Origin of the sequence: Mycobacterium sp. D16Q16 (assembly GCF_002013745.1) — a bacterium.
GTDB lineage: Bacteria > Actinomycetota > Actinomycetes > Mycobacteriales > Mycobacteriaceae > Mycobacterium.
In genome coordinates this window covers 26,265-41,485 of sequence record NZ_MAEY01000013.1, presented here as the reverse complement: position 1 = coordinate 41,485, position 15,221 = coordinate 26,265, and the positions used below count along the sequence as shown (strand labels likewise).

Sequence of the window (15,221 nt, the reverse complement as noted above, 5' to 3'; positions counted from 1 at the left end):
CTCGGTCTGGGCGGAACGCCTCCGTGTCGGTTCACCGGGCGTTCATCGGCTCACAGGAAACTGTGCCGATGCGCATCTCCCACGCAGCCACGGCCCTCACATTCGCACTGATCCTGGCGCTGGCGCCGTCCGCGGCCGCCGCCCCACCCTCGGATTCCCCTGAGGTACCCGTCGGCGATATCGCCAAGACCGGCGGCGCCAACCGCACCAAGGGCGGGCGCGACGGCGATAAGGCGGCGGATCTGCGGAATTCGGTGCTGGGCCGCAACGCCAAGAACGTCATCCTGCTGATCGGTGACGGCATGGGGACCTCGGAGATCACCTCGGCGCGCAACTACCAGCATGGTGCCGCCGGGACGCTTCCCGGACTCGACGCGCTGCCGATCACCGGCGAGTACACCACGTTCGCCCTCACCAAGGATGGTCCCGAGAAGGGCAAGCCGGACTACGTGACCGACTCGGCGGCCTCCGGCACCGGATGGGCCACCGGTACCAAGACCTACAACGGCGCCATCTCGGTTGACCTCGACGGCAAGCCGCTGGACACGATCCTGGAGATCGTGCAGAAGCAGGGCTTCGCCACCGGAAACGTCACCACCTCGGAGCTGCAGGACGCCACCCCGGCGGTGCTTACCGCTCATGTCACCGATCGGGACTGCAAGGGCCCCAAGGAAACCTTGGAGAAGTGCGCGGGTAACGCCGTCGACAACGGCGGCAAGGGCTCTATCTCCGAGCAGCTGGTGAGTACCCGCGCAGACATCAGCCTGGGCGGTGGCGGCAAGTACTTCGAGGAGACCATCACCGCCGGCGAGCACAGGGGTAAGACCTCGCTGGATGTCGCCAAAGCCACCGGCTACCAGTTACCCACCACCGCAGGTGATCTCAACAAGGTCAACAACCTCGACAACCCGGTACTGGGAGTGTTCGGCAAGGGCAACCTGCCGGTGCAGTGGGACAAGGTGCCCGCGGCGGTCCCCAACGGCGGCAAGCTGCCCGCGACCACCTGCCAGGCCAACCCCGAGCTGCCCAAGGATCAACCGCAACTCTCGGCGATGACGACTAAAGCCATTGATCTGCTGGTGAACTCGAAGAAGGGCCAGGACAAGGGCTTCTTCCTGCAGGTGGAGTCGGCATCGATCGACAAGCAGGACCACGCGGCCAACATCTGCGGTCAGATCGGCGAGACCATCGCTCTGGACGAGGCGGTCGCCGCCGCCCTGGACTTCGCCCGTAAGGACGGCAACACCCTGGTGATCGTGACCGCCGATCATGGTCACTCCTCGCTCATCGTTCCCGAGGACTTCGACAATCCGACCGCGCTGTCGGTCGCGGTGAAGACTGCCGACGGCGCCACCATGCGGATCATGTACCCCACCGCACCGGAGGGTGAATCGCAGACACACACCGGAACTCAGGTGCGCATCGCGGCTTACGGCCCGGGTGCCGCGAATGTCTCCGGCCTCACCGATCAGACCGACAACTTCAACACGATCGTCGGGGCACTGCTCGGATCCAAGAGCCCCGACGCCTCGAACGGTCCGTCCTGGTGGCTGGCCGGCGGAATTGCTGTGGTGGCGGCCGCCGTGGCTGCCGCGGCCGCGTTCTTCCTGGGCAGGCGCCGGGCCTAACTCCGGCGAACATCGGATTGCCAAGCGCAATCTCCGGAGACGCGCGGCTGAACCACGCCACCGAGTGGGAATCTCACGAGGAGAATCGGCCGGATTTCCTCGTGAGATTCCCACTCGATGCCCAGCAGCCCTAGGCCACCAACCGCTTCGGGTTGTCGATCACCGAGTAGTCGCTGGCGTCCCCGGCGATTACCCGGCTGCTTTCACCATTGACACCGACCGGCACATCACCGGCAAGCGTCACGCGATGCATCCGGCGCCGCTGATCGCCGTAGTCAGAGACCGCGTAATGCTGGGTGGCCCGGTTGTCCCACATCGCGACATCACCTAGCTCCCAGTTCCATCGAATCGTGTTCTCCAACCAGGTAATCCGATCCTGGAACATTCGGAAGAGCGCCTGCGACTCGCTGACGCTCACGTCCAGGATCCGCTTGACGAAGTTGCCCAGCAGCAGTGCCTTCTCACCCGTCTCGGGGTGCACCCGGACCACCGGATGATGCGCCTCGAAATGTGTCGCCCCGAACTCGCGCACGTACTTGGATCCGGACCCCGCCTTGGCCAGCAGCTCCGCGACCTTGGCGGGATCGACCTGGGCGTAATCGAATTGGTTGTTGTGCATGGCCCACAGATTGTCTGCCAGCTCCTGCAAGGCCCTGGGCAGCTGCCGGTAGGCCGCGACCGTCGAGGTCCAGGTGGTGGTTCCGCCGTACGGTGGCAATTCGACCGCCCGCAGGATCGACGCCTTGGGAATCCGGTCCACGAAGGTGACATCGGTATGCCACTGGTTGGCGCGGCCACCCTCCTCCGAGTCGAGCCGCATGACGCGTTCACCGTCGAACTTGAGCGTGGGATGCGCAGACGTCGGCGCGCCCATGCACCGGGCGAACGCGAATTGCGCCTCGTCATCGAGGTGATGCTGGCGGCGAAAGAAGATCACCTTGTGCTCCAGCATCGCCTGGTTGATGGCGGCCGCGGTCTCGGCATCCACCTCTCCGAGACGTACGCCCTCGATGCGGGCGCCGATGTTCTCGCCTAGCTTCACCACGTTGAAATCGCTGCTCATGGCCCTTTCCTTCTGTTCGACGCGTTAGTGTAGTCAATTGACTACACCTGGTCATCCGCTACTGTACACACATGACTACATCGGAGGCAACGGATGCCAAACCCGTCGGCAAGGAGGAGGTCGTGGAGGCCGTCCTGAATGCCGCCTCTGAGCTCTTCGCAGAGAAGGGGCCGACGGCGACGTCCATCCGGGAGGTCGCCACGCGCGCGGGTGTGAACCACGGTCTGGTGCACCGCCACTTCGGAAGCAAGCGTCAGCTGTTGGCGGACACCTTGCAGCACCTGGCCGATGCCGCAGCGACCTTGCGGGAGGCGGGGGCGCCCCGCGAAGAGCTGGAGGCGGCACACGATCTACAGCTGCGCGTCATGGTCCGCTCCACTCTCGACGGCTTCCCCATCGAAGAACTGCAAGAACGTAAACCCGGTATGGAACGGCTGCTCGAACAGATCCGTCCTGCCCACGCCGACGATCGCGAGGCGCGGCTGGCCGGGGCCCACTCGATTGCGCTACAGCTTGGCTGGCGCCTGATGGGCCCCAGCCTGCGAGCCGGTTTCGGACTCGACGACATGTCCGACGCCGACATCCGATCCGAGATTGCTCAACAGATCGCGAAATTCGTTAACCCACAATAGAAACGGCGCTAGCCCAGTTCGAGCAGTGCGGCCCCGATCCTCGTCAGTGCCGTGTCAACGGACGTGATCTTGCGAAGATGGGGCGTCAGCGAGATCTGGTTCATCATGGTGTGCACCGCATGAATCCGGATTCGGGCACGCACCGAGTCCCACTCCGGATGCAGTTGTGTGAGTAGATTCGCCCATTCCGTCGCATATGCGCGACGGGCAGCTCGGACGCGCTCGCTCTGGTCCTCCGGCAGTTCGAGTAATTCGGAAACGAGCAGCTGGGTGAGGTAAGGGTTGTCGCATACGAAGGTCCAGTAGTCCAGGAGCAGCCGGAGCAACGCATCGCGCGGATCTGTGGCGCGGGACAACGACCGATTCATATCCATCTGCAGCCACTCGGCTCCGCGCAGCATGATCGCGATCAGGATCTCGGACTTACCGCCGAAGTGGTTGTACAGGCTCGGCCCACTTGCTCCGACGGCGTGACCGATATCTTCCATACTCACGTTCGAGAAGCCCCGTTCACCGAAGAGCCTGGTGGCTTCGGTCAGGATCGCTTCTCGGCGCGTGGACGCGCGGAGAAGGGGCCGGGACTCGACGGACTCCGGCAGCGGCTCCAGCCGTGGCATCGACACCGCCAGGGCATTCTCGACCAGCGCGGTGAGTGTCGCTGCGAACTCGGCCGTGGGCAGGTGCAGGCGGTGATACGAAATGCTCTGCGTGATCGCGAGTACACACCAGGACAACAAGTCTGCCTGATTCTCATCGAGGGCCGGATACTGCCTACGCACCAGCAAGGCGATCGTCGCTCCGATTGTTCTTGTCTGCGAACGTAACTCATCGCGTATCTCGGCAGAAAGATAGCGGCCTTCGCGCTGCCACAACACGCCAACGGCGCGATTTCGCAGGCTGACCGTGGCCAGGGTGCCGCCCGCAACGCCGGCAGGATCGGCCCACGCCGCGCCGAGCGCACTGTCCAGCTCGACGACAGCATCACCTACGACCGTGGCGAGCAGCGACTCCTTGTTCCGAAAATGCCGGTACAGCGCCGACGGTCCCATCGCCACAGCGTCGGCGATGTTGCTCATGCTGACATTCGCGTATCCGTTGCGGTAGAACAGGTCCGCCGACGCCGCGACGATCAGTTCACGCCGATTGGCGGGGCGGGTTCCCCGCGCGGGACGGGCGGTGGCATGACCATCTAGGCCATCAGCCACCCCACTTTTTCCCACACCGCCCCTTCCGTCCATGCGCTGACCATGTTGGTCGATCGTAGCGGCGGATACGAAACCTCTTAGAGCGAGCGCGCGATGAGTTCCTTCATCACTTCGTTCGTTCCGCCGTAGATCTTCTGGGCACGCGAATCCGTATACATCCGAGCGATCGGGTATTCGAGCATGTACCCGTAGCCTCCGAAGAGCTGCACGCACCGATCGATGACCTCGCATTGCACATCAGTGGCGTACAGTTTGGCCATCGAGGCGCTGGTGGCGTCGAGTTCGCCGCGGAGATGGCGTTCGATGCAATCGTCGACATACACCCGCGTTACCCGGGCGAGCGTCGCGCACTGTGCGAGCTCGAAACGCGTGTTCTGCAACTCGATCAACGGTGCGCCGAACGCATGACGTTCCTTGGTATACCTGACAGTTTCCGCGACTGCGGCCCCGGCCATCGTCGCCGCCGCGTCGGCAATGAGGAGCCGCTCGTGGGCAAGCTGCGTCATCGCATACGCGTATCCCTTCCCCTCCTCGCCAAGGAGGTTGGCCACCGGAACCCGCATATCCGCGAAGAACAACTCGGCGGTGTCTTGTGCCTTCATACCGACCTTGTTGAGCACCCGGCCGACCCGGTATCCGGGTAGATCTCGCGTCTCCACGACGAGCAATGACACTCCCCGGACTCCGGCGTCCAGATCGGTTTTAAGCACGAGGATGACAATGTCTGCGCTGGCACCGTTCGAGGTGAAGGTCTTGGAACCGTTGACCACATAGTGATCGCCGCTGCGGACTGCCGTCGTGCGGACAGCCTTCAGATCAGACCCGCCACCGGGCTCCGTCATGGCGATGGCGCCGATGAATTCTCCGCGTGCCATCTTCGGGAGCCACCGACGCTTCTGCTCTTCGGTTCCGTAGACGTTGATGTAGTTCGCGACGAGCCCGCTGTGCACGGACGCTCCGCCACCGAAGCCCATCTCGGTGAGTTCGAGCGCAGCCTGGAAGATCGCGAGGTCATGCGCGTAGGTGCCTCCACCGCCCCCGTACTCCTCCGGGATCGCCGCGCACAACAGGCCGACCTTGCCTGCAGCGAGCCAGAATTCACGGTCAACATGTTGCTGTTCGATCCATCGTTCGCGATGCGGGAGTGCCTCGCTAATAAAGAACTTCGTCGCCATTTCCTTGAGCGCAACGACGTCGTCGTCGGCCCAGGGCGACCGGTAGTTCGGTTCGGCCACGGTAGTCATGTCGCTGTGTCCTCAGAAGTTGAAGCCACCGCCGCAGACCAGTGTCTGCGCGCTGACGTAGTCGGATTCGGGTATGCAGAACAAGTAGACGGCTCCCGCTGCTTCGGAAGGTTCGCCTCCCCGTCCGAGCGGGATCATCTGCTCCATCGCGGCAAGCAGGTTCGGGTTGACCCCAACCTTGATCTCTTTACCGCCGACGTCGATCGTGCCGTCGCCTCCGGCAGGTGCCGAGGTGAGGCGGGTTTTGATCAGACCGAACGCGACAGTGTTGACGGTGACGTTATAGCGGCCCCACTCCTTGGCGAGGGCCTTCGTCAGCCCGGTGATACCGGCTTTCGCTGCGGAGTAATTAGCCTGGCCCGCGTTCCCGCCGGTGCCCGCCAGAGAGGAGATGTTGACGACCTTGCGGCACGGAATTGACTCGCCGGCTTCTTTCGCATTCTTGACCTGGGCGGCGATAACGGGCTGGGCCGCGCGCAGAATCCGGAAGGGCGCCTTGAGATGTACGTCGAGAATCGCGTCCCACTGCTCGTCGGTCATCTGCTGGATCACCGAATCCCAGGTGTAGCCGGCATTGTTGACGATGATGTCGAGCCCGCCGAAGTTGTCGACAGCGGCGGCGACGAAGCGCTCACCGAAATCGGCGTCAATAACGCTGCCGACGCACGTGACGGCTTGCCCTCCGGCGGATTCGATCGCGGCGACGGTTTCCTTCGCCGGTTCGGCATCCAGGTCGTTGACGACGACCTTCGCCCCCTCGCGTGCGAGCTTCAGCGCGATCTCGCGGCCGATCCCACGGCCCGAGCCGGAGACGATCGCTACTTTGCCTTCAAGAGTTCCCATGACGTCCTTGCCCTTCTAGCTAGATCGCGACGACAGCGTCGCCGGTGAGTGTGACGGTTCCGTCTTCCAACGTGACGGTGAGTTCGATTGTGGCCAGACCGTTTTCCATCGAGACGACCCTGCCGGAGGCGGTCGGCCTGCCGTGTACCGGTGTGATGGAGGCGAACCGGACGCGGTACGAGCGGATGCTCGCCGGATCGAAGTTGTCGGTCAACAGCCGGCCCAGGTACGCCATCGACAACATGCCGTGCGCGAATACGTCGTCAAGACCCGCGGACTTCGCGACATCGATATCGATGTGCATGGGGTTGTGGTCGCCGGATGCCCCCGCGAAGAGGGCAAGTGTGGTGCGCGAGATGGGATTCAGGTGCACAGCGGGCAACTCGGCGCCGACCTCGAAGACATGGGTTGTTGTCATTTTCCGGCTCCTGGGTTCCGTACGACGATCACTGACTTCAGCTCGGCGACAAGCGTGCCGTCGACCTTTGTCACGGCGGTGTCCTTGACGATGAAGTCCAGCGCGCCGCCCTTCTTGCTGTACACATCGGTGATCTTCGGCGTGGCCGTCAGCACATCGCCGGCGTAGGCGGGCGAGTGATAGGTGAAGGCCTGCTCGCCGTGCAGCACGTAGCGAAGGTCGATGCCGAGCTGATCAGCCCATGCAAACGGGTTCGGATTCTCGAGCTCGATCGAGAACAGGAACGTCGGCGGCACCCGCAGCTCGGCGTCGACTGTGTCGCCGATCGCCTTCGCGAAGAAGCGCAGCCGTCCTTCGTCAACGGTCAACGTGGTTGGCGCAAGATCGGTTCCGACTACCGATGGATCTACAGCCACGACTAACTCACTTTCTCGTACAGAGTGTCGACCGCGCCGGCGCCGGTTGACCCCCTCGGCCTGCCAGACCCTGTCAGACATATATTAATTATTCTTCACTTAACGATAGGCATAGTGGGGTCTACAAGGCAAGAGCCAGTATTTATACGCCAGAAGGCGTACAGAGGTGTGGGGGGAGACTATGACTTTCGCTTCACATCGACGGCGCACTCGTCGGCGGCGACGCTGTCACCGGCGGGCGAATACCTGAGTAGGGCGGGCTACCCGACGGGCCGCGCCTCAGGGAACACCCACCGGCCGTCGAGAATCTGCGGCTGCGCGCGATACAGCCTGACCGCGTAGTTCCACCCCGGCGTGATCGGCAGGCAGTTCACCGTGGCGTCCGTGCATCCCCCGAACTGCACGGTGGTGTTGCCGCCAGTATCCCGCTGTGCGGTGACGTTGTTGAACGAGTAGGCATTCCGCGCATTTGGCGTGAAGTACCCGTCCTCGTTGTAGACGGTGACCGACCAGAATCCGTCAACCGGCACCTGTCCCACGGTGAGCCGGTACACCGTAGCTCCGTCGTTCTTGGTGGGATTCACCGTGAGATAGAGGGCATCCTTCTCGGGGTTCCCGCCCCAGGCCGATGCGGTGCCGATGAGATGGCGCACGGGGTCCGTGTCGTCTCTGGTGCCAAAGGTTGCCTTGGTATCAGGAAGCGTCGCGGCGAGCTGGAGCAGACCGTCGCGCACCTTCTGCTGACTTACGCTGTCCCACTTGGGCACAACGAACTCTCCCGTGCGATCTTGCCGTGCCGTGACGGCGTCCTGCAGGGCGTGGACCTGTGCGAGGTCCGCTGGATCGGCCGGATTCACCAACGTCCGCACCGCCGCGGCAACGTAGCGGGTACCGGTCTGCTCCCTGGTGATGGTGTGCTCGCCCTTGCCGTAGAAGACCGCCGGCACATAGTGGTCTTCGGTGATGAGCTGCAGCGACATGAACCGCTGTCCCGGATCGGGCGTCGAGATGGTGACCGGCCCCGCATCCAGGTCGAACACCGCCGACGAATAGAGCGTGTCGCGGTTCTGCCGGATGACCAGCTGCCTATCGAGTGGAGCCAATTCGCGGATGTGATGGAAGGAACCAAAACCGCCGTCCTTCACGATGTTCCCGAAGTACCGGTCCGTCTCCGCGCGCACGAAGTTGTCCGGAGTGACGATGATGGCGCCCTCTGCGGTACGCCGCTCTGGGGACGGTGCGCTCGACGCGCCGGAGGGGACCACTGACGGTGGTGCCGTAGAGCACCCCGCGAGCGCTGCCGATACTCCAACCACCACACCTGCCGCGAGCCTCTTCATAGCACCGAAACTACCCGCCGGACGCTCGGTTCAGCAGCTCGTCGCATCCTCACCCGCGATATCGCGCAGGGTTTGGAAGAAGTCGCTGCGCTGCTGTGACGAGATACCCGACAGCAACCGCTCTTCGGCCTCTTGCGCCAGCACGTCTGCCTGCTTGAGCAAGGCGGCACCGGACCGGCTCAGCTGTGCCGGGCGGGCGCGGCCGGAGTCGACGGTGTCCGGCCGGGACACTAAACCGGCGTCCTGCAGCGCCTGCAGAACGGTGTTCATCGACTGCGGCGTGACATCCGTCGCGCGGGCCAGATCCGCATTGGACCAGCCGGGATTCTTGGACAGCACCCTCATGCAGACGTACTGCGGGAATGGCAGATTCAGGGGTGCCAACGCCGCGGCAATCTCTGAACGCAAGGCCGCCGACACGCGGTATACCAATGCTCCGAGAGGTTGCCACTCCTGCTGATCCATATCAGTGATGTTGACACAGTTACCATCGTCCCGCTGAGCGGCCCCGGGGCACCCTCGCCGGAACGTCGCGTTGCTACCCTTGACCGATGGCAGCAACAAGTTCGCCCGACGAACCGAGTCTTGCCGCCACCAGCTGGACCATCCTCGGCATGCTCTCCTACGAGGAAGAGGTCTCCGGTTATGACATCAAGAAGTGGGCAGACTGGAGTATCAGCTACTTCTACTGGAGCCCTTCCTTCAGCCAGATCTATTCGGAGCTAAGGAAATTGGAGAAGATCGGGTACGCCACCTCCCGGCTGGATCATGACAATGGCGCCCGCAGCCGTCGGCTGTACAAGATCACCGCGGCGGGCATGGCGGCCATGAGCCAGTGGGCCAATGAAACTCCCGCCGAGCCACAGGTGCTCAAACACAGTGTGGTGCTGCGCGTCATGCAGGGACATTTGACCGATCCGGCGAGGCTCAAGGAGATTCTCGAACGGCATGTCGAGTACTCCGAAAACATGCAGCGGCGTGCGGCACTGGATGCGGACGGCGCCGCGGCCCAGCCTGCCTGGGCGTACTCACGCGTGGCGCTCAAGTGGGCTGAGCGCTACTACGCGGCCGAGCGCGATCTCGCGCTGATGATGATCGACGATCTTGCCGAGGCCGCCGAGGAATTCGACACCGCCGATCCGGATGGCGGAACGCCTCGTCTTGTCCCTGGCTACTGGCGCGAGGTCGAAAAACAGGTGGACGCCGAAAAGCTTTCTAAGCAACAAGATTCGCCAGCGTAGTCACCGCGCCGCCGCATCCTGTGCGGCGATGTAGCCATACACCAGCCCCTGCGCGATCGTTGCCCCAGCACCCGGATACGTGGCACCGAAGGCGTTGGCGGCCGTGTTGCCAATCGCATAGAGCCCCTCCATGACGCTACCGTCCTCGCGCAGCACACGGGCACGCTCGTCGGCGCGTAAGCCGCCACAGGTACCCAAGTCGCTGAGCACCATGCGTACCGCATAGAAGGGGCCCGCACGCAGCGGCCGCAGGTTCGGATTCGGGGTCACGGTCGGGTCGCCGTAGTACCGGTCGTACACGCTGCGGCCCCGGTGGAAGTCCATATCGTCACCGGCCGTCGCCGATTCATTGAATCGCCTTACAGTGGACAGGAATTCGTCCTTCGGGACTTCTATCATCGGTGCCAGCGCGGCCAAACTATCGGCGCGATGCGCAATGCCGGCCTCGAACCAGGTTGACGGTATGGGCATGCGCGGATAGAGCTGGCCCGCAAAAACATAGCTGTTGCGATACTGCTGGTCGAAGATGATCCACATCGATTCCACCGGGTCACCAGAGCCTTCTCGTTCCAGCACGCGCTGCCCAAACGACATGTAATCGGTGGCCTCGTTGATGAAGCGTCTTCCGGTGTGGTCGACGATGAACGACCCCGGTAGCGATCGCTCCGCCAGCATCACCTTCGCGTCGCCTCCAGGCAGTGGCGACACGGCCGGAAACCACCATGCCTGACTCATGGAATCGATTGCTGCACCGCAGTCTTGGCCGATTCTTAGCGCGTCGCCGGTGTTGGTGACGGCGCCCAGGCTCATGTTCTCTCCCAGCGCCGCCGACTGGAACTTGTGCCGCATCTCCATGTTGTGGTCAAAGCCGCCGGCCGCGAGCACCACACCGCGGCGGGCGGTCACCGTGATCTCGCGGCCCTCATGGGTGACCACCGCACCGATGACGCGTGCGCCCTCAGTGACCAGGTGCAGGAGTGGTGTGCCGGTCCAGATCGGGATGCCCATACGCAGCACACCGGCGAACAGCCCCGCCGCCAGTGCCTGGCCACCCGCCAGGTAACGTCGGCCCAGGATCACCCCACCGACTCCCTGCGCGACTCGTTTCGCGATGAGCGGCAAGGCTTTACGTGGGAGTCGTGCCATAAGATTCATCCACCGATAGTCGGCGCTGGTGACAGGCATGGGCACCGCAGGTGGTTTCATGACGCCCGGTTGCAGTCGATTTCGGTACGTGCCCAGCACCGACGCATCGAACGGGCGGCATTCACACGTACGTCCGGCCGGGCTGCCACCGGGCTCCTCGGGGTGATAGTCCGCATAGTCCCGACACCAGGTCAAGCGCAGGGGCGTCAGTCGTGTCAGCATCTCGACAGTCGCCGACTCGTACTCAAGGAACCCCTCGCTGCGGGCCTCCGGCGCGCTTCCGGCGACCACCGATCGCAGGTAGACACGCGCCCGCTCCGGGGTGTCACCCGTCCCAGCTGCCCGGAGCACCGGACTCGCCGGGAGCCACAGGGCTCCTCCGGAGCGGGCGGTAGACCCACCCACATAGTGCGATTTCTCGACGATCAGTACCGACAATCCACGTTCGGCGGCCGCCAGCGCGGCGGCCATACCTGTCCCGGTTCCGACGACCAGCAGATCGACCTCAGTGTCATCGGCGACGGTTCCGGCCGGGATCAGCCCATGGGGTGCTGACGCCATCTGTGCATACCTCCGTCGAATTCGCATGGACGGCAGCGACGCTATGCCGCTGTACCCGTGCTGTGGCCGCCGATTCCCTCCCAGTGGGACACCAGCTGTGCGGCGACGACCGATGTCCGGTGAGCGGACCAACCCCCTGCTGCGGGCAGAAATTCGCTGTTAGAACGGGTCCATGACGACAGTCCAGTCAGATACCGATCTTGATTCTGTGAAGGTGCGAAGCATCGAGGCGGACGCGGCGCCCACCCGGTTCGCCCGCGGCTGGCATTGCCTCGGCCTCATCAAGGACTTCGGAGACGGAAAGCCCCACTCCATCAACGCGTTCGGTCAGAAACTCGTGGTCTTCCGGGGCGCCGGGGGCAAGATCAGCGTCCTGGACGCCTACTGTCGGCACATGGGCGGAGACCTCAGCCAGGGCGAGGTCAAAGGTGACGAGATTGCCTGCCCGTTCCATGATTGGCGCTGGGGTGGCGATGGCCGCTGCAAAAAGGTGCCGTACAGCCGCCGCACCCCCAAGCTGGCACGCACGGCCACCTGGATCACTCTGGAGCAGGACGGCATGTTGTTCATCTGGAATGACCCGCAAGGGAACCCGCCGCCAGAGGATGTCACGATTCCCCGCATCGAAGGCGCCTGCAGTGATGAATGGACCGATTGGCATTGGTACACAACGGTTGTCAACACCAATTGTCGCGAGATCGTCGACAACGTCGTCGATATGGCGCACTTCTTCTACGTGCACGGCGCATTGCCCACATACTTCAAGAACATCTTCGAAGGTCCCGTCGCCACGCAGTACATGAACGGTGGATCCCGGCCGGATGTGCCGAGCCCCGAGGGTGTGGAGATGATCGGGCAGACGTCCGTCGCGTCGTACTACGGGCCCTCGTTCATGATCGACGATCTCACCTACCACTTCGTCGGAGGCGATCAACAATCGATCCTCATCAACTGCCACTATCCGATCGACGCGGATTCCTTTGTGCTGCAGTATGGAATCATCGTCAAGAAGTCCCTTGCGCTACCCGACGAAGCCGCCACCGGCGCCGCTGTCGCACTTGGCGACTGGGTGAAAATCGGCTTTGAACAGGACGTGCAGATCTGGAAGAACAAGGCGCGCATCGACAATCCGCTCCTCTGCGAGGAGGACGGTCCCGTGTACCAGCTGCGGCGCTGGTATCAGCAGTTCTACGTGGACACCGAGCAGGTGGCTCCTGAAATGACCGACCGCTTCGAGTACGAGGTGGATACCACCCGCCCTGGGGAAGCCTGGAAGTCACAGATAGCGGAGAACCTCGCGGCGATGGCCGGAAGCGCATCATCGTGATCCGCACCGACAACCGTCTGGTGGACTCACCGATGGTGGCGGTGGGCTGTCAGCACTGTGGTGCAGAGGTTTTGGCGCGCAAGAGCAGCTGGCAGCAGACCAGCGTGCAGTGGAATGCCGAGGCCGAAGCACGGTGCCCGCAGCGGCGGGACTGCACCGGGCTGTTCCTGGTCTGCTCGGAACTACGCGGTTCGATTCTTGACGCCGCACGCAACGGACGGCTGCCCGTTCTCGCCGAGGAGTACGGCGTCTAAGCAAGCAACTCGTCGACATCGCGGCATAGGCGCTCGATCGCGGCACCGGCCAGATTCAGGCCCGGCATGGTCATAAACCCGTGAATGGCATTGTCATAGCGCCGGTACCGTACCGGAACCCGGGCCCCCTTGAGCGCCAGCGCATAGGCCTCGCCCTCACTACACGGCGGGTCATAGCGGGCGGTTATCACCACCGCCGGCGGTAGCCGGTTCAGGTCCGCGTGCAGCGGTGCCGCGTAGGGGTGTGTGCGCAGGGCCGGGTCGGGTAGGTATTGGTCCCAGTACCACTGCATCGCGGCGCGAGTGTTGTAGTAGCCGTGCGCGTACTGCCGATACGAAGCGGTGTCGAAATTCGCGTCCAGCACCGGATAGATAAGAATCTGGCCGGCGAGTTCTGGCCCGCCCAAATCGCGCGCCATCAGCGTCGTGACCGCGGCGAGGTTACCGCCGGCACTGTCGCCGCAGACGAGCACACACTCGGGATCACCGCCCAGCGTGCGGGCATTGCGCACCACCCAACACGTGGCCAGGAACATATCCTGCGCGGCCGTCGGCCACCGGTGTTCCGGGGCCCGCCGGTAGTCAATCGACACCACCACCGCGGGCATGTGGTTGGCCAGCCGCCGACACAGTCCGTCATGAGAGTCCATGTCGCAGAACACAAACCCACCACCATGCGCAAAGACGACGGTGGGCAGCGGCCCTGTCGCATCGGGGCGATACACCCGAATCGGTATCTCACCACCGGGCCCGGCGGCACATTCGTCGGTCACCGAGCGCATCCGCACGGGCTCGGCAGGCGGGGCGTATCGGGCACGTATCGCGGCGCGTGCCTGTGCACCCGTCATCTTCTCGACGCGCGGAAAGCCCCTATTCAGTGCCGGAAGCAGTGCCGCGATCTGTGGATCGAGGGTCACGCGTACTGCAGTGCGCGCGCGGTCATCTCAGTACGCGCGGGCGAGCACGTGGGGGCCGGGCCACCCCGCAGTGGCCGGATCGGCTGCAGCGTCGGGGCCACCCGGGTCGGACCGTTCTCGACATTGCGCCAGATCCCCATGGCCGTCATCCGCACCGGGGCCACCAGGCGCTGATCGAATGTCATACGCGGCATAGGGCCGGATACCGACACCGCGGCAACCGCGTCGCCGATGCTCCCGATCGGAGCCGCCACGCAGCCAAGGCCCTGCTGCAGTTCCTCACGGTCGAAGGCCACGCCGTGACCACGAACCTTGTCCAACTCCGGGCGCAATTGCGCCGCTGAGCCGATGGAGTAGCGCGTCTTGCGGGCCAGGGCGGTGCAGCCCTCGAGCGTCTCGCCCCCATACGCCAAGATCGCCTTACCGGAGGCCGTACAGTGCGCCGGCTGGCGACCACCGATACGCGTGGCGACCGCGGCGCCCATCCCCGCACCGATCTTCTCCAAGTACACGACGTCCGTGCCATCGAGGATCGACAGGTGGACCACCAGGCCGGTGGCGCGATGCAACTCGTGCAGCATCGGCAGCGCCGCCGCGTGCAGCCGATCTTGATGCACCGCGAGGGATCCGAGCTCAACCAATCGCGTGCCCAGCTCATAGTCGCGGCCATCGCGACGCAGCCAGCGCAGCTGCACCAGGCGCTCCAGCATCCGATGCACGGATGAGCGGGGAAGACCCGTACGCCGTACGAGCTGCGCCAGCGTGAGGCGGCCCGGGCCGTCGAAGGCGTCCAACAGCAGCGATACCCGATCGATCACAGCGCTTGGAGTGGCCGGCTCGGCGGTAGTGGTTGTCATGGTGCCCTCCCACGGCGTTGGGGTCTCGGTCACATATGACTATTAGTCATATGTCTGTTTGTATCATGAGTGTGTCGGCCGACACAACCCGGCATGCCCCGAAAACGCGAACAGACGCTCGGTGCATGT

16 protein-coding genes are annotated in these 15,221 nt (G+C 63.8%); 5 read left to right on the top strand and 11 right to left on the bottom strand.

Translation table 11 applies throughout. The features are described from left to right. Window positions 1–68 precede the first annotated feature (68 nt). Window positions 69–1,628 (top strand): alkaline phosphatase, encoded by a 1,560-nt coding sequence (gene phoA / locus B4394_RS13485; protein ID WP_078315507.1) that lies wholly within the window; start codon window positions 69–71, stop codon window positions 1,626–1,628. A 130-nt stretch (window positions 1,629–1,758) separates the two neighbouring features. Here the strand turns inward: phoA and B4394_RS13480 are convergent, their stop codons facing one another. Beyond that, the gene (locus B4394_RS13480) at window positions 1,759–2,691 is read right to left on the bottom strand and encodes a TauD/TfdA dioxygenase family protein (protein ID WP_078311421.1); all 933 of its coding nucleotides are present in this window, start codon (window positions 2,689–2,691) and stop codon (window positions 1,759–1,761) included. A 71-nt stretch (window positions 2,692–2,762) separates the two neighbouring features. Between B4394_RS13480 and B4394_RS13475 the strand changes: the two genes are divergently transcribed. Then, window positions 2,763–3,323 carry a TetR/AcrR family transcriptional regulator gene (locus B4394_RS13475; RefSeq protein ID WP_078315306.1) on the top strand — a complete coding sequence of 187 codons (561 nt, stop codon included), beginning with the start codon at window positions 2,763–2,765 and terminating at the stop codon, window positions 3,321–3,323. A gap of 8 nt (window positions 3,324–3,331) precedes the next feature. Here B4394_RS13475 and B4394_RS13470 read toward each other — a convergent pair whose 3' ends face one another. The 7 genes from B4394_RS13470 to B4394_RS13440 form a co-directional block, all read right to left on the bottom strand. Continuing rightward, window positions 3,332–4,528, bottom strand: a complete 1,197-nt coding sequence (locus tag B4394_RS13470; protein ID WP_286142062.1) for a TetR/AcrR family transcriptional regulator — start codon at window positions 4,526–4,528, stop codon at window positions 3,332–3,334. A 77-nt stretch (window positions 4,529–4,605) separates the two neighbouring features. After that, entirely contained in the window at window positions 4,606–5,772 is a 1,167-nt protein-coding gene (locus tag B4394_RS13465; protein WP_078315304.1) for an acyl-CoA dehydrogenase family protein, read from the bottom strand. Between the two features lie 12 nt (window positions 5,773–5,784). Then, on the bottom strand, window positions 5,785–6,615 hold the full coding sequence (locus B4394_RS13460) for an SDR family NAD(P)-dependent oxidoreductase (protein ID WP_078315303.1): 831 nt from the start codon (window positions 6,613–6,615) through the stop codon (window positions 5,785–5,787). 19 nt (window positions 6,616–6,634) lie between these two features. Beyond that, entirely contained in the window at window positions 6,635–7,033 is a 399-nt protein-coding gene (locus tag B4394_RS13455; protein WP_078315302.1) for a MaoC/PaaZ C-terminal domain-containing protein, read from the bottom strand. After that, complete coding sequence (locus B4394_RS13450; RefSeq protein WP_078315301.1) at window positions 7,030–7,449, bottom strand: MaoC family dehydratase N-terminal domain-containing protein; 420 nt, start codon at window positions 7,447–7,449, stop codon at window positions 7,030–7,032. Before B4394_RS13450 ends, B4394_RS13455 begins: the two co-directional genes overlap by 4 nt. Window positions 7,450–7,709: 260 nt before the next feature. Further along, entirely contained in the window at window positions 7,710–8,789 is a 1,080-nt protein-coding gene (locus B4394_RS13445) for a DUF1254 domain-containing protein (RefSeq protein WP_078315300.1), read from the bottom strand. Window positions 8,790–8,819: 30 nt separating this feature from the next. After that, a complete protein-coding gene (locus B4394_RS13440; protein ID WP_078315299.1) occupies window positions 8,820–9,254 on the bottom strand; it encodes a MarR family winged helix-turn-helix transcriptional regulator in 435 nt (144 codons plus the stop codon). 86 nt (window positions 9,255–9,340) lie between these two features. On the opposite strand from B4394_RS13440, the gene B4394_RS13435 reads away from it, so the two are divergent. Beyond that, on the top strand, window positions 9,341–10,030 hold the full coding sequence (locus B4394_RS13435; RefSeq protein WP_078315298.1) for a PadR family transcriptional regulator: 690 nt from the start codon (window positions 9,341–9,343) through the stop codon (window positions 10,028–10,030). Here the strand turns inward: B4394_RS13435 and B4394_RS13430 are convergent, their stop codons facing one another. Continuing rightward, window positions 10,031–11,737 (bottom strand): 3-ketosteroid-delta-1-dehydrogenase, encoded by a 1,707-nt coding sequence (locus B4394_RS13430; protein ID WP_078315297.1) that lies wholly within the window; start codon window positions 11,735–11,737, stop codon window positions 10,031–10,033. Window positions 11,738–11,909: 172 nt separating this feature from the next. On the opposite strand from B4394_RS13430, the gene B4394_RS13425 reads away from it, so the two are divergent. Both B4394_RS13425 and B4394_RS13420 read left to right on the top strand, forming a co-directional pair. After that, window positions 11,910–13,064, top strand: a complete 1,155-nt coding sequence (locus B4394_RS13425) for a 3-ketosteroid-9-alpha-monooxygenase, oxygenase component (protein WP_078315296.1) — start codon at window positions 11,910–11,912, stop codon at window positions 13,062–13,064. Continuing rightward, window positions 13,061–13,318 (top strand): ferredoxin, encoded by a 258-nt coding sequence (locus B4394_RS13420; RefSeq protein WP_078315295.1) that lies wholly within the window; start codon window positions 13,061–13,063, stop codon window positions 13,316–13,318. The genes B4394_RS13425 and B4394_RS13420 overlap by 4 nt, the downstream gene beginning before the upstream one ends. Here the strand turns inward: B4394_RS13420 and lipP1 are convergent. Next, window positions 13,315–14,235 carry a LipP1 family hormone-sensitive lipase gene (gene lipP1, locus B4394_RS13415; protein WP_078315294.1) on the bottom strand — a complete coding sequence of 307 codons (921 nt, stop codon included), beginning with the start codon at window positions 14,233–14,235 and terminating at the stop codon, window positions 13,315–13,317. The two genes, B4394_RS13420 and lipP1, sit on opposite strands and share 4 nt — an antisense overlap. Further along, window positions 14,232–15,092, bottom strand: coding sequence for an IclR family transcriptional regulator (locus tag B4394_RS13410; RefSeq protein ID WP_078315505.1), 861 nt, complete (start codon window positions 15,090–15,092; stop codon window positions 14,232–14,234). The genes lipP1 and B4394_RS13410 overlap by 4 nt, the downstream gene beginning before the upstream one ends. Window positions 15,093–15,221: the final 129 nt, after the last annotated feature.

Bases quoted from the DNA above. Each gene is read 5' to 3' on its own strand.
- phoA (WP_078315507.1), top strand. From the start codon at position 69: ATGCGCATCTCCCACGCAGCCACGGCCCTCACATTCGCACTGATCCTG.
- B4394_RS13480 (WP_078311421.1), bottom strand. From the start codon at position 2,691: ATGAGCAGCGATTTCAACGTGGTGAAGCTAGGCGAGAACATCGGCGCC.
- B4394_RS13475 (WP_078315306.1), top strand. From the start codon at position 2,763: ATGACTACATCGGAGGCAACGGATGCCAAACCCGTCGGCAAGGAGGAG.
- B4394_RS13465 (WP_078315304.1), bottom strand. From the start codon at position 5,772: ATGACTACCGTGGCCGAACCGAACTACCGGTCGCCCTGGGCCGACGAC.
- B4394_RS13460 (WP_078315303.1), bottom strand. From the start codon at position 6,615: ATGGGAACTCTTGAAGGCAAAGTAGCGATCGTCTCCGGCTCGGGCCGT.
- B4394_RS13455 (WP_078315302.1), bottom strand. From the start codon at position 7,033: ATGACAACAACCCATGTCTTCGAGGTCGGCGCCGAGTTGCCCGCTGTG.
- B4394_RS13445 (WP_078315300.1), bottom strand. From the start codon at position 8,789: ATGAAGAGGCTCGCGGCAGGTGTGGTGGTTGGAGTATCGGCAGCGCTC.
- B4394_RS13440 (WP_078315299.1), bottom strand. From the start codon at position 9,254: ATGGATCAGCAGGAGTGGCAACCTCTCGGAGCATTGGTATACCGCGTG.
- B4394_RS13435 (WP_078315298.1), top strand. From the start codon at position 9,341: ATGGCAGCAACAAGTTCGCCCGACGAACCGAGTCTTGCCGCCACCAGC.
- B4394_RS13430 (WP_078315297.1), bottom strand. From the start codon at position 11,737: ATGGCGTCAGCACCCCATGGGCTGATCCCGGCCGGAACCGTCGCCGAT.
- B4394_RS13425 (WP_078315296.1), top strand. From the start codon at position 11,910: ATGACGACAGTCCAGTCAGATACCGATCTTGATTCTGTGAAGGTGCGA.
- B4394_RS13410 (WP_078315505.1), bottom strand. From the start codon at position 15,092: ATGACAACCACTACCGCCGAGCCGGCCACTCCAAGCGCTGTGATCGAT.